Consider the following 13,107-nt stretch of genomic DNA (forward strand, 5'->3'; position numbering starts at 1 on the left):
CGGATTCGGACAGGAGTGCCTGGGCGTCAGGCGTAGGCAACAGCGGCCTTGTCGCGGGCCGTGCCGTTCTCTTGCAGTTGGTGCCAGCGCTCGAGCATGTAGAGCGTCCACAGCGCGTAGCTGTGCTCGGGGCGAAACTCGGAAACAGTGGAGCGCAGGGCATCCGGGTCGAAGTAGCCACGTTCCAGGGCGGCTTCGGATGTCAGGGTGTCACTGATCGTGGACCGGAGCTCCGTGCCCAGCCAACTCTCCAGGGGCACGGCCAGTTCCTGCTTGCGGCGGTCCAGGACCTGTCGGGGCAGGTAACGGGCGGCCACCCGCTTGAGCGGGGCCTTCTCCTGGCGGCCGACAAGCTTGCGGTCCGCGGGAATTCGGGTCACGAAGTCGATCAGCCGGTGGTCGAGCAGAGGGCTGCGGGGTTCGACGGAGTGCGCCATAGACATCCGGTCGATCTTTACCAACTGGGCGTCGGACAGCCAGAAACCGCTGTCGACCTGCATGGCGCGGTCCAGGTCGGGGACCGAGGGGTCGGTCCGGTCGAATCGGGCCTGCAGGTAGTTGTGCGGCTGGCGCGGCAGCTGTGCGGCGAAGTCGGCCGCGTACAGTCGACTCTTGAGCGCGTGGGGAACGCCGTCCAGCAGGACGCCCTCGTAGCGATCGGCGAGGCTCCCTCCCCCTGAGAGGTCGCGCAGCCGCTGGTATCGGCCGTAGCCGCAGAAGATCTCGTCGGATCCGTCACCGGTCAGCACCACGGTCACGTACTGCCTGGCCAACCTGTACATGCAGGAGGCCGCAATCGCGGAGGGGAAGGCGTACGGCTCCCCCATGTGGCTGAGGATGGTGTCGACGGCCTCCATCGCATCCTGCGGACCGATCTGGTACGTGTGATGCCAGGTGCCGCAGTGCTCGGCCACGGCACGAGCGTGCACTGACTCGTCGAAGGCAGCGTGCTCGAAACCGACGGAGAACGTGTGCAGGGGCCTGCCGAGCTGCTTGGTGGCCATGGCCACCACGAGGCTGGAGTCGAGCCCGCCGCTGAGCATCGCGCCGAGCGGCACCTCTGACTCCAACCGGTCCTGCACGGCCTGCTGAAGCAGCGCATCGATGCGGTCGTCGACATCGGCCTGCGGCAGGTCGGTGAGCTCGGCGGTGAAGTTGAACTGCCAGTACCTGCGACGCCGCTCGGGCCGACCCCGTTCCAGGACCAGGGTCGTCGCCGGCTCCAGTTTGCGGACCTGCCGGTAGATCGTGTGTGGCGCGGGGACCACCCGGTAACCGAGGTACTGGTCCACGGCAAGGGGGTCGATGTGCCGGCTGATGCCGGGGTGCAGCATCAGCGCGGGGAGCTCCGACGCGAACGCCACCGAATCAGCGTCCGGCTTCGCGTAGAACAGTGGCTTCTTGCCAACCCGGTCAGTGGCCAGGACGAGTCGGTCGTTACGGGTGTCGTACACGGCGATGGCGAACATGCCGTGCAGCCGCTCGACGAAGTGCTCGCCCAGTTCCTGGTAGAGATGCGGCAGTACCTGCGCGTCGCTGCCGCCCTGGACCGGGCGTCCTCGCGATGCGAGGAAGGCGCGCAGTTCCTGGTGGTTGTAGATCTCACCGTTGAGGACGCAGACGACCGTGCCATCGTCGCTGAAGACGGGCTGGGAGCCGTCGTCCAGGCCGATGACCTTCAGCCTGCACATCGCCAGGGACGCGTCCGGTGTGGTGTGGGACCCCGTCTCGTCCGGGCCTCGGTGCGCCATGGCCGCGCAGGCGGCGAGGGCGTACGAGGTGTTGGCAGAAGCATGCCCAAGAGACACTGTTCCAGCTATTCCGCACATCGGTCAGCCCTCCTTCAGGTCGAGGCGTCGCTTGGCCTGGCCCGACCGGAGCCCGTCCGGCGTGACGGCCTGCACGCGCACTGGTCCGACCAGTCCGGACGCGATCATCTGGGCGACATCGGGAGCCCGCCGGTCCACGGCCGCGCGGACCGCGACGACCTGGTCGTCATCCACCGTTTCGGCGACGACTCTGATGACCAGGCCGTCATCGTCGCCCGCCTCGAACGGGTGGCCGGGGAAGACCTCCGCCATGATCTGCGCCAAGTCGTGGTTGCTGATCCGCTCGCCGTGCTTGAAGTCGCCGGCAAGCCGCCCGTCGATGCGTTCGAACGCGAACACCTCGCGGCCCTCGTGACGGATGCGGCGCAGACCGGTGACCGCATCGCCGGTCACGTAACGCACCGCGGGGAAGTAGTCACGAGTGAAGGACGTGAGCAGGAGCGCCCCGCTGCCTTCCTGCCGGGACGGGACCAGTTCGTTCTCGGTGTGCCGGCTCAGCTCTTCGCGAGTCAGGACTTCGGGAACGATGTGGTCGTGGAAGTGGTAGAGGCCCGTCTCGGCGCACGAATAGCCGATGGCCCCCATCTCGATCGAGCCGAACACGTCCAGGACGTCCTCGGCCCGCAGGCCGAATCGTTCGGCCACGTGGGCACGCCACGCGGGGGGTGCGACATCGCCCACGACCATGATCTTCTGCGGCCGGATGTCCAGAGCGGGGCGGGCTTGGAGGAGCCGGTCAAGGATCATCGGCATGGTGAAGAAGACGTCAGGTTGCCACGCGTTGAGCTTCGCGACGTGCTCTTCCACAGGACGGGTGAAGTCGATGTCGTGAGCCTCGTAACCGAGTTCCACAAAGACACGCCGGGCCGAGGCTGCGGCATGGCCGGTACCGAGGTCCGCGACGGCCACCGCGCCGCGCGGTACCGACGCGGTGAACTTTCCGAAAAGTGCGCGACGTTGGGCGATGTACGCGTCGTCATCGGCGGTCGAGTAGAGGATGCGCTTGCGCTGTCCGCCAGAGGTGCCCGAGGTGTGGTAGGCAGAGGCATCCGGCAGCTGAGGGTGAGCGGCGGTGTAGTAGTGCGCGCTGAGCAGGTCGGTGCCCACAAGAGGAAGATCGGACAGGTCTCCGGAGCCCAGGGCTCCGCGGCTCAGCAGGAGTTCGCGGTACCAGGGGAATCGCTGAGCGTGGCCGGCCACGAGGGCGGCCAGTTCCGCACTCTGCGCGGCTCCGGAGGCCTTGAGTGCTCCAAGGGTGGTGCTGTTCGGCATAGCGGCCTTTCGTGAGACGGGGAGTAAGCGTGTGCGAGCGTCAGCTCCAGCGCTCCGTCTCACCGAAGAAGTCCGGCACCGAGACCGCGAGGCCCTTGTCGACGGCCTGCTGGTAGAGGCGCTGTCCGACGGCGAGGTCGAGGACACCGAGACCGAAGGGCGAGAAGATGCGCGGTCGGTCGGCTGCGGGGGCGACCTCGCCGCGGATCACCTGCGCGAGGGTGCCGTCGATGAAGTCGCGGTGCCCGAGCTGCTGTTCCGCCAGGTGCGGGGAGGTATTGGCCGTCAGGCAGTGGTCGACGTCGTCGAGGATGTTCTGCGCACCGGCGATGACGTCCGGGCCGAGGTCTCGCAGCGAGATGTTGAGGACGGTCTGTCCGGCAGCGAAGGCATCGGTCCGGGTCACCCAGGGCTCGGGCGCAGTCGTGGCGAAGACGACGATGTCAGCGTCAGCCGTGGCGTGTTCGAAGGAGTCCGCGCGCTCGGCACCGTATCCCAGGTCACCGATGCGCCGGGTGAGCGCATCCGCGTAGGAAGCGTTCTGGTCGTGCACGACGAAGCGGTTCACGTTCCACGACTGCGCGGCGAAGAATTCGGCAATGTTACGCGCGATGATTCCTGCGCCCACCAGACAGATTCGGTCCGCAGTACGGCCACCGGTCAGTTCCTGGGCACCCAAGACGGCAGACGCGGCGGTGCGGGCGGAGCTGATCTGGGACGCCTCCAGGCAGGCGAAGGGGTAGCCCGTCTCGTAGTCGTTGAGCAGCAGTGTGGCCGAGGCGCGTGGAATGTTGCGCTCGATGTTGCGCGGGTAACTGGCGATCCACTTGATCCCTGAGACGCCGTAGTCGCCACCGAGGTGGGCGGGCAACGCGATGATGCGGGCGTCCGGCTTCTCCGGGAAGCGCAGGAAGTAGCTGTTCGGGTTGACCGATTCGCCGTCACCGTGGGTGAGGTAGGCGGAGCGGACCGTCTCGACGATGTCGGGACGAGAGGCGTCGATGAGGGTGCGCAGGGCGGCGCCGCCCACGACATGGAAGTCGAACATGCAGAGGTTTCCCTTGTCTCGTTGCTGGTCTCAGCAAATGTGCGGGTGTGGCCTGGCGGGGACGCAGGCATCGGGTCACACGGCGACGGGACGTCTGGCGGAGTCGTCGAGGACACCAGTGCCGAACGTGTCGGCCACCCACATGTCGTCGTAGATCGTCTTGACGTAGCGGTCTCCCATGTCAGGGGAGAGCGCCACCACGCGCGAGCCTGTGGGGACTCTGTCGGCAATCGATTCCAGGGCGGCGAGCACGGATCCAGTGGAGCCGCCGAGCGCCAATCCGTGTTCACGGGCCATGCGTCGGCACATGCGTACGGCGTCGCGCTCGTCGACGAGGATCACCTCGTCCACCTGCTCGGGCTGGCACAGTTCGGGACGGCGGCTGGTGCCGAGGCCGGGGATGTGGCGTGGGCCGGGCAGGCCGCCGAAGGTGACCGATCCGGCCGTGTCCACTGCGACGATCCTCGTCCAGGGGGAGAACATTCGGAAGTGACGCGTGCAGCCCATGAGGGTGCCGGTGGTTCCGGCACCGACCAGCAGGGTGTCGACATGTCCGATGTTCTTGAGTATCGAGGTGGCAGTCCACTGCGCGTGCGCCTGCGCGTTGGCGGGGTTGGCGTACTGGTTGAGCCACACGAGGTTCGGGTCGGCCCCGGTCATCTCACGGATACGGGCGATGCGGGTGCCGAGGTAGCCGCCGTTGCGGTCCTTCTGCGTGACCTGGAGGACCTCGGCTCCCAAGGCGCGGATCAGCGCCAGACTCTGCGAGGAGATGTTCGGGTCGGTCACGCAGGTGAAGTGATATCCGCGCGAGGCGGCGATCACAGACAGGGCGATGCCGAGGCTGCCGGAGGAGGACTCGACGATCCGGCCGCCGGGCACGAGCACACCCTTGCGTTCGGCGTCCTCCACCATGCCCAGCGCGGACTTGAGCTTTACCGACCCGGCCGGGTTCATCCCTTCCAGCTTCAGGAAGAGCTGACGGTCCGGCAGGATGCCATCCAGTTCGAGGAAGACCTCGTCGGTGACGATTTCGCTGGCGTGCTGGTAGATCATCGGTCCTCCTGCAGGCCGGTCGAGGACAGACGGGGAGCGTCTTCGCCTGATCTGCTCGGGTTCGTTCGGAGGGCGGCAAGGCGGCGCAGGAAGAGGACTTCGGCATGAGCCAGAGAGGCGATCTCGCTCGGGCTCACGCTCTCGTCGATGCCGTGGATCTGCGAGGGCGGGTCCTCGACGCCACACAAGAGGATCTCTGTGTCCGGATAGAGCGTCCGGAAGACGGAACAGACGGCGATAGAGCCACCGGCCCCCACGTCGCGGGCCGGTACGCCGAAGGCATCGTGCAGGGCGTCGCGCATCTCGGCATGGGCCTGTCCCCCGGAGTCGGCGAGAAAGGACGGGCCGCTCGTGACGCGCCGGATTTCCATGTGCGCACCCCAAGGCGCCTGCCGACGCAAGTGATCGGCCAGCTCCTCATGGACTCGGGATACGTCCACACCAGGCGGGGTGCGCACACTGATCAGCGCTTTCGCCGAGGGCAGCAACGCGGGAACGGCGTCGTCAAGTTGCGGCGACTGAACGGCGAGCACAGTGATGGCGGGCCGACTCCACAGCCGGTCGGCAATGCTGCCGGTGCCGATGAGCGCGACACCGTCCAGGACGCCGGCATCGGCGCGGAGATCCGTCTCGGAGTACTCAGCGGCGGCACGGGGTCGCGCCGTCTCGCCGGCGCCGGCCCCCGGCACACAAGGTGCTCCCTGACTGTCGTGCAATGTGGCCAGGAGACGGATCAGAGCGGTCATCGCGTCGGGCACGGGCCCACCGAACTGGCCCGAGTGCAGCGTTTTGGACAGCGTGGAGAGCTCGATCTCCACTACTGCCATGCCGCGCAGAGAGGTGGTGAGGGTGGGGATGCCGGACTCGACGTTCCCCGTGTCGGCGACGACGACCACGTCCGGCGTCGACAGGTCAGGATGGGCTCGCAGCACCTTCTCAAGGCTGCCGTCGCCAGGCTCCTCACAGCCGTCGACGATGACGGCCAAGTCGACGTCCGGGTAGGGCTCATGAGGCAGGGCTTCCTGAAGCGTACGCAGCGCCGTCAGGTGCATGACGATGTTGCCTTTGCAGTCCGCGCTGCCCCGGCCGTACCAACGCCCCTCGCGTTCAGTCAGCTCGAACGGGGGTGTACGCCAAGAGGTTTCGTCCTGCGCAGAGACGACGTCGTAGTGCGCGTAAAGCACCACGGACGGTGCACCGGGTGGTCCGGGGCGGCGAGCGTACACCGTCTTGGGACCCTCATCGGTGGAGAGCAGTCGGGTCTCGGGGAAACCGGCATCCGCGAGCATGGCGGCAATCCGGTCGGCCGCACGATCGAACTGGTCCAGGGGTGAGATACCGACGACGGTGCGCAGCGCGACCAGTTCCGCGAGGTCATCGCGGGCTCTGGGCATCAGGGAGCGCACGGTCTCGACCGAACAGGGAGCAGACAAGGTTTCTCCAACATGCGGGGCAGGTGCGGATGCTCAGGTGGTGGTGGGTACCGAGGCCGGCAGCGGGGCCGGTGCGGCGGGGACCTTATGGCTGGCGTCCTGGCGTATGCGAAGTGCATCGACGAGCATGGACTCATCGTCGAGGCCGGCACGTGCCGTGTTGACCAGGTGCACAGTGGGCCGCATCAGCAACAGCCCTGCCCACCAGGCCGGAAAGGACGACACCCCGGCACCGAAGAGGCCGACGATGACCGGTGTCAGGTGGTCGGTCACAAATTTTCCCTGCTCCACGTAGAGGACCAGGAAGTCCGACACCAGATGCCGAGTCAGCTGACGGTCTGACCGCACCACAGCAGCCAAAACGCCTTGGGAAGCGCTATCAGGGGCATTCCGTTCTTGTCGAAGTCATCGTCGAAGTCGCGGATGTGTAGGGCGACTTCAGGCTTGTGCGGCCGAGAGATGGGGAGAGCGAAGCCGGACGCACGCCCGGTTTCGTCGCTGCACCCGTAGCCACTCCGGAAACCCGAAGGATGATCGGGGCGGCGCGCTCGGCACGACGTCAGTTAACAAACAGACTGGCCTGTTTGTCAATGGCCGACAGTCGGTGTCCAGGGTCACACCTTCCCAGCTCAACGGTGGTTTTGCGCTCCCGGGTCCAACCCATACGCAAGGTGACACAGTCACTTGAGTCGGGCTTTTCGATGCTTATGTGTCTACTGCTCCTCAGCTCTCCGCCCCGATCGGCTCCCCGGATGCACGCTGCAGCACCGAGGGCACGGGGTTGCATGCGACCGTGCGACCTGCGTACCGGCCCACCAGGCGAAGCCACTTGGAGGAGCCCGCCCATCACGCCGGCCGCACCGTGCGCAACGCATCGCCTGATGTGTTGCCCCGGAGGTTGAGGGGCGCACAGAAGACACTCCGCCGTGTTCGCTACGCGAGCCGAGAAGGACTCCCTCCTGGGCTTCGTCGCTCACCCTGGGCAAATTCGGGCATCTTGGGCATATTTCAAGATCCGGCAGCAAGGGCGTTCCCTAAAACCAGGCAGATCTGTATGGTTCTTCGGGTAGGCACGACGCCAGGTGCCGCCTCATCGCTCAAGCTGCCGCACTGAGAGCTGTCACAAATGATCAGGGGTTTACGATGCGAATACGGTCGCAGCCGGTCCGTGAAGCAATCGTGCGCGCCACCATGGACCTCATCGCGAACGGCCGGCTGGCCGACGCTGGTCTGGTCAACATCTGCAAAGCCGCGGGGGTGAGTAGAGGCGCGCTCTACCACCACTTCGTGTCCATCGGGGAAGTGGTTGCCGAGATCCATGCGCGGGCCCAGGACCGCGTCTTCGAACTGGCCGAACGCAGCTTCGCCAATGCCGGCGCCGACGCCCCGGCGCGATTCAGTGTCGCCCTGGGAAGAGCCCTGGCGGAGGATCGACTTGTACGCGCCGGGCTGCAACTAGCAGCAGACGGCACCGAGGCGCCTCCGCGACTGCGGGACGAGATACTCGCCCGCGTGCACGACGAAGTCCTCGCGGCAGCACGTGACCGATCCGACCGGCGGGTCCTCGCCGACCTGGCGGTGGTGGTGACCGCGGGCCTGGAGTCCCTCGGGTACGCGGACACGGCCTGGTGGAACTCCCAGAACGCTGGGCGGATTTGGGACATGGTCCTGCCGCTCTTCACGGAAGCGGAGAGGACCGTGGCCGGGCGTGAGAGGGATGCAGCGGCGGACCTGCCGCGGTAGGTATGCCGCCCGAGATGTGCCCAGTCGGATTCGATGATGCGCCCCGATTGCTTGCCAAGACCCGGATTGACGCGGCGTCGACCCGGCTCATACCAGCGCGAGACGACAACAGCTGTTGGGCACTTGAAGGAGGACCGGGGCGTGCCTCGCCGTGGACGGGAGCGCCCGGTGAGCCCTATTGGGCGCTGGTGGCCCCGCCCTCCGGTGCTGGCAGTGGGGTGACGCGCAGATGGCCGATCATGCCGGGGGCGACCAGGCCCGGCAGCAGCAGCCGCCACATCGCGGTGACACGCTCGGGGAGATCCTCCCGATCGGTGTAGACCTCGGACATCACCTGCATGCCGGTGAAGGCTCCCACGATGACAGCGGAGACTTCGTTCAGGTCAAGTCCCGGCAGGATCTCGCCGTGCTTCCCTGCCTGTTCGAGGAGCTCACGGATGGTCGCGCTCGACTGCTCGTACGGCGTGTGCACAGGTCGGGGGAACGACGTCTTTTCCACCGCCAGGCGCACGCTGGCGCGCAGGACCGGATCGCGCTGGAGTTGGCGGGCGAACGCGAAGGTCAGATCGATGATCGTCTGGATTCGGATGGGTTGGTCGGGGACGACGAGGGCTTCGCCGTGGGCCTCGAACAGTGCCATGGCGATCGACTCTTTGGAAGGAAAGTGGTGATATAGGGCACCACGGGTCAGGCCACTGCGAGCGAGGATCTCATTCGTGCTTGCGCCGTCGTAGCCATGCAGGTCGAACACCTCTGCAGCGGCCTCCAAGATCGCTCGCCGCGATCGGGTTCCGCGCTCCTGCTTCGCCATATCTGCCCCTGCCGTCGTCAAGGCCTACAGACCAGTCTGCATCATATGCCCGGCCTGGCCGGTTCCGTCGCGCACCACGGCTGGGCGATCGAACGTGAAACCCACTGAGATTGTCGAGGTCAAGGCGCCGTTCGGCATCGCACTCCCCGAGGAGTACCGCTCGTTCCTGGCGGAGGTCGGCGCTGGTGGGCCTAGTCCGGCATTCCACCTCACGTCGTTGCGCTGCAAGCTGGGGCAACAACTGCCGACGACACCCCCGAGGGGCAGGGCGGCGCGCTCGGCCGGTGCGGCGAGTCTCCCGGTCCACCACATGCAGAGACATCCGCTCACGAAAAAGTTCTTACTGTCATTCGACAGACCTGTCTGTATTTTATGGGAGGGCCGACCAGGGCTCGTTGTCGCACCCGCGACTCCTCCCCGATTACAAATCGACAGAGACGCCGCAAATGACTGTAACGACCGAATCTTCGCCGATAGTTTTTACCTCGATCGTCCCGCGCCAGTACGTACACCGTGCCGCCGTCTCCGAGGTCCTGCTCACCAGTTGGCACCCGACCGCTGCACCCCACACGTTCGTTGTGGACGCTCAGTGGCCGCGTGGGCACTCCCTGTTTGCCCAGTCAAACGGCTACCAGGATTCGATGCTCCTGGTCGAATCGGTGCGGCAAGTCGGCTCGCTCCTCGCGCACGCCGAGTTCGAGGTCGCCTTCGGTCATCAGTTCCTCATGCGATCCATATCGTTTGCTGCCACACGAGAGCTGTTCGCCGCCACACCCGCTCCCACGGAGGTCGAGCTGCACACGGTGTGCCGCGACATCGTCCGGCGCGGGAAGAACCTGGCAGGCATGCATTACGAGGTGACCGCAAAGGTCAACGGTGTGGCCCTGGCGACGGCCGGCGCGGCCTTCAACTGCACCGGCCCTACCGTCTACAAGCGGCTGCGCGGCGAGCGGCCGATGCAAACCCGCCTTCTCCCGGGCCCGGCAATCGACCCGAGGCGCGTGGGTCGCACCGACCCGCAGCACGTGGTGCTCAGCGAGGACACTGTCGGCCGCGGCAACATCTGGGAGCTGCGTGTAGACACCAGCCACCCAATCTTCTTCGACCACCCGGTCGACCACGTCCCGGGCATGGTGCTCCTGGAGGCGGCCCGCCAGGCCGCCCACGCCGCCACGGGCCTGGCCGACGCCCTCGTCCTCGACCTGGACAGCTACTTCGAGCGGTACGCCGAACTCGACGCACGCTGCGACATCGAGGCAATACCCGCCGGCGTCGACGCGGGCGGCGACGCACTGGTCGACGTGCGAGGGATCCAGTTCGACCGGACCGTCTTCACTGCACGCCTCGCGCTGCGGCCCCGCATCCGCTGACCTCCCATCGACCGGAGCACCCACATGCAACGCATCCTGATCACCGGAGCGAGTGGCTTCATCGGCAGCCACGTCTCCCGTGAAGCCGCGCGCACCGGCAGGGAGCTGACCTTGATGTCACATCGCCGGCCGCCGCAGTTGCCCCTCGACGGCCCATCCCGGGTCGTCCACGCGAACCTGGCGGACCCCACCTCACTACGGGGTCTGTGCGACGGCGTCGATGTCCTCATGCACTGCGCCTCGCAGATCGGCGGAACCCCTCAGAGCAGTCGTGCCGTCAACGCCCGCGGGACCGCCGCGCTCGTTGCCGAAGCGCAGCGCGCCGGGGTGTCCCGCATCGTGTATCTCAGTACCGCCTCCGTCTACGGGCGCGGCACCTTCCGCTGCGCCCGCCCCGAGGAACTTCTGCGCCGACCGCAATCCCCGACGTCGCAGACGCGGGCCGCAGCGGAGGACACTGTACTGGCCGCCGGTGGGATCGTCCTGCGTCCGCACCTGGTGTACGGGCGCGGCGACACCTGGGTCGTCCCCGGGCTCATCCGCTTGTTGCAGGCCATGTCCGGCACACCCACGGGCTGGAACGCCAAACTGTCCGTCATCGCCGCGACCGAACTGGCCGCACTCATCGTGGCAGTCGGCCTCAACTCGCGAGAAGAGCTGTCGACCTCCGTCTACCACGCGGCGTATCCCGCACCGGTGACGGTGTCCGCTCTGCTGCAGGCTGTCGCCGAATGCATGACCCCGCCCCCGACACTTCGGAACTTCAGCCACACCCAGACCCGTAGCCGTCTCGACGAGAACCACGAAGCCGCACACGCACTGGACATGCTGGCCACCGACCACTGGTTCGACAGTGCACCAATCTGGTCAGACTTGGGAAGATTGCCAGGTTCGCCCTGGGACACGGACTTCCCATGCCTCAAGGAGTGGTATGGGGTGCGGGCGGCTGCGTGAACCGTCGCCGCCGACGCCTGGCAATACGCAGATGAGGCGGCTCTGGCCTCCGATCCGGGGCCGCCGAAAGTGCGCGAAGCCACGCCCCAAGTGCTGGATGCACACACCAACGGAGCGTGTCTGGAAGATGGCTCGGGAGTGTCTGATTGGAAGATCATGTAAGTCCGTGACGTGACAGCCTGGCCGAGGGTTCGACCCGGGTCCTCTGGCCGGGCGGAACGACGAGTCACGGCGGACAAGATCGAGCCAGTCGAAGGGCTGGCGGAAGGCGCGTTGGTCGACGAGGTCGTCGAGCGGTTGATGGACCGCGCCGACGCCTCCGGGGCGGCCTTGCTTGGTGAGGGCGGTTGTTGACGGAGATCACCAGGGCCCTGCTGGAACGGGCCCTTGAAGCGGAGATGACCGAGCACCTCGGCTACGAGAAGCACGACCCCGCAGGTCGCGGATCGGGCAACTCACGCAGCGGGAACTCCGCGAAGACCGTGCTCACGGACGTCGGTGCGGTCACCGCGGTCGTGCCGCGGGACCGCAACGGCGACTTCGAACCGCAGATGGTGCCGAAGAACGCCCCGCGGCCATGCAGCGCCGTATCGAGTGGTCGCGTCCGACTTTCATGGAGTTGTCCGGGCTGCAGCAGTGGCTGGTCACCACGCCGCTGCCAGCCCACGGCCGTCGCTCCCCGATAGCGGCGGTGCCCCGCTACCGTTCGCAGGGTACGGCGAACGCGGTGATGACGGCGGTCACGGACTTCCTGCGCTTCGGCGCGCTTCACGGCTGGGTCCCCGCCCAGACAGCTGGCCTGCTGTCGGAGCCGAAGTTCCTGCGGTTCTCTGCCGGCCGGTTACGACGCCGGCGAGCGCGGACAGTGGCGTCAGATACAGGTGTCGGCTTTTCGTTTCCAGGTCAGCGAGCCCGGCTACGAGGACCTGTCCCCGGAGCAGATCCGCCGCATGATCGCGGATACGCCCCGGGCGCGGGACCGTTTTCTGGTCGCGCTGCTCGCCGCGACCCGGCCTGCGGATCGGGGAAGCCCTGGGCCTGCGCCAGGAGGATCTGCACTTCCTGGCCTCGTCACGCTCGCTGAGCAGGGGCAGCAGCTGGGTGACGTCGTTGCGGTTGCCGCCTGTCAGCGACACCGCTTTTGGGCCCCGTCGGGCCGCCCGCACGTGGGAGGAGTCGATCACCGCCCGCGACCAGTCCAGCTTCTTCGCCGACCGCAGCTTCTTCAGCAGTACCAGGTGCAGTTCGTCCCACACACCGGCTTCGTTCCATGCGGCCAGGCGCCGCCAGCAGGTCATGCCCGAACCGAAGCCCAGCTCCTGGGGCAGGTACTCCCACTGGATCCCGGTGTGCAGCAACAAGAGGATCCCGCACAGCGCTTGCCGGTCCGGCACTCGAGGCCGGCCTGCAGCCAGCTTCGGGCCTGGCTCGGGCAGCAACGGCTCGATCAACGACCACAGTTCATCCGAGACGATCCGCGGCCTCGGCTGGTGCTTCCCCACGGCTACACCAACGAGCAACCGGACCGACAGCCACATGATCAACAGCTTCTGTTAGGACCTCTAACCCTTCGGATCGGGCCACGCTCAGT

The 13,107-nt window shown here is 66.8% G+C and carries 11 protein-coding genes and 1 pseudogene; 4 read left to right on the forward strand and 8 right to left on the reverse strand.

The window, feature by feature from the left end; all coding sequences use genetic code 11:
• Nucleotides 1-26 precede the first annotated feature (26 nt).
• From asnB to BIV25_RS22965, 6 genes are all read right to left on the reverse strand, one after another.
• Nucleotides 27-1,829, reverse strand: a complete 1,803-nt coding sequence (asnB, locus tag BIV25_RS22940) for an asparagine synthase (glutamine-hydrolyzing) (protein ID WP_079176832.1) — start codon at nt 1,827-1,829, stop codon at nt 27-29.
• A 3-nt stretch (nt 1,830-1,832) separates the two neighbouring features.
• Nucleotides 1,833-2,936 carry a CoF synthetase gene (locus tag BIV25_RS22945; protein ID WP_143076694.1) on the reverse strand — a complete coding sequence of 368 codons (1,104 nt, stop codon included), beginning with the start codon at nt 2,934-2,936 and terminating at the stop codon, nt 1,833-1,835.
• A gap of 205 nt (nt 2,937-3,141) precedes the next feature.
• Nucleotides 3,142-4,149, reverse strand: a complete 1,008-nt coding sequence (gene sbnB, locus BIV25_RS52060; RefSeq protein ID WP_071374260.1) for a 2,3-diaminopropionate biosynthesis protein SbnB — start codon at nt 4,147-4,149, stop codon at nt 3,142-3,144.
• 75 nt (nt 4,150-4,224) lie between these two features.
• Nucleotides 4,225-5,205: a 2,3-diaminopropionate biosynthesis protein SbnA gene (gene sbnA / locus BIV25_RS52065; RefSeq protein ID WP_071374261.1), complete on the reverse strand. Its 981-nt coding sequence runs from the start codon at nt 5,203-5,205 to the stop codon at nt 4,225-4,227.
• On the reverse strand, nt 5,202-6,611 hold the full coding sequence (locus BIV25_RS22960) for a M20/M25/M40 family metallo-hydrolase (protein WP_071374262.1): 1,410 nt from the start codon (nt 6,609-6,611) through the stop codon (nt 5,202-5,204). The genes sbnA and BIV25_RS22960 overlap by 4 nt, the downstream gene beginning before the upstream one ends.
• Nucleotides 6,612-6,671: 60 nt before the next feature.
• Nucleotides 6,672-6,953 (reverse strand): hypothetical protein, encoded by a 282-nt coding sequence (locus BIV25_RS22965; RefSeq protein ID WP_143076695.1) that lies wholly within the window; start codon nt 6,951-6,953, stop codon nt 6,672-6,674.
• A gap of 864 nt (nt 6,954-7,817) precedes the next feature.
• Here BIV25_RS22965 and BIV25_RS22970 point away from each other — a divergent pair.
• Complete coding sequence (locus BIV25_RS22970) at nt 7,818-8,381, forward strand: TetR/AcrR family transcriptional regulator (RefSeq protein ID WP_071374264.1); 564 nt, start codon at nt 7,818-7,820, stop codon at nt 8,379-8,381.
• Nucleotides 8,382-8,556: 175 nt separating this feature from the next.
• On the opposite strand, the gene BIV25_RS22975 is transcribed toward BIV25_RS22970, so the two are convergent.
• Entirely contained in the window at nt 8,557-9,192 is a 636-nt protein-coding gene (locus BIV25_RS22975; RefSeq protein WP_071374265.1) for a ScbR family autoregulator-binding transcription factor, read from the reverse strand.
• A gap of 446 nt (nt 9,193-9,638) precedes the next feature.
• On the opposite strand from BIV25_RS22975, the gene BIV25_RS22980 reads away from it, so the two are divergent.
• The 3 genes from BIV25_RS22980 to BIV25_RS54505 all read left to right on the forward strand — a co-directional run bounded on the left by BIV25_RS22980 (nt 9,639) and on the right by BIV25_RS54505 (nt 12,202).
• A complete protein-coding gene (locus BIV25_RS22980) occupies nt 9,639-10,562 on the forward strand; it encodes a ScbA/BarX family gamma-butyrolactone biosynthesis protein (RefSeq protein ID WP_071374266.1) in 924 nt (307 codons plus the stop codon).
• Nucleotides 10,563-10,586: 24 nt separating this feature from the next.
• Nucleotides 10,587-11,516: an NAD(P)-dependent oxidoreductase gene (locus BIV25_RS22985; RefSeq protein ID WP_071374267.1), complete on the forward strand. Its 930-nt coding sequence runs from the start codon at nt 10,587-10,589 to the stop codon at nt 11,514-11,516.
• Nucleotides 11,517-11,914: 398 nt separating this feature from the next.
• Entirely contained in the window at nt 11,915-12,202 is a 288-nt protein-coding gene (locus tag BIV25_RS54505; RefSeq protein ID WP_371273056.1) for a transposase, read from the forward strand.
• A gap of 336 nt (nt 12,203-12,538) precedes the next feature.
• On the opposite strand, the pseudogene BIV25_RS53100 reads toward BIV25_RS54505, so the two are convergent.
• A pseudogene (locus tag BIV25_RS53100) lies at nt 12,539-13,054 on the reverse strand (transposase); the annotation flags it as partial.
• Between the last annotated feature and the right edge of the window lie 53 nt (nt 13,055-13,107).

The sequence above is a fragment of the Streptomyces sp. MUSC 14 genome (genome assembly GCF_001866675.1).
GTDB lineage: Bacteria > Actinomycetota > Actinomycetes > Streptomycetales > Streptomycetaceae > Streptomyces.

Excerpts from the sequence above, each read along its gene's own strand:
- BIV25_RS54505 (WP_371273056.1), top strand. The coding sequence starts at position 11,915 with ATGACCGAGCACCTCGGCTACGAGAAGCACGACCCCGCAGGTCGCGGA.
- sbnA (WP_071374261.1), bottom strand. The coding sequence starts at position 5,205 with ATGATCTACCAGCACGCCAGCGAAATCGTCACCGACGAGGTCTTCCTC.
- BIV25_RS22975 (WP_071374265.1), bottom strand. The coding sequence starts at position 9,192 with ATGGCGAAGCAGGAGCGCGGAACCCGATCGCGGCGAGCGATCTTGGAG.
- sbnB (WP_071374260.1), bottom strand. The coding sequence starts at position 4,149 with ATGTTCGACTTCCATGTCGTGGGCGGCGCCGCCCTGCGCACCCTCATC.
- BIV25_RS22980 (WP_071374266.1), top strand. The coding sequence starts at position 9,639 with ATGACTGTAACGACCGAATCTTCGCCGATAGTTTTTACCTCGATCGTC.
- BIV25_RS22985 (WP_071374267.1), top strand. The coding sequence starts at position 10,587 with ATGCAACGCATCCTGATCACCGGAGCGAGTGGCTTCATCGGCAGCCAC.
- asnB (WP_079176832.1), bottom strand. The coding sequence starts at position 1,829 with ATGTGCGGAATAGCTGGAACAGTGTCTCTTGGGCATGCTTCTGCCAAC.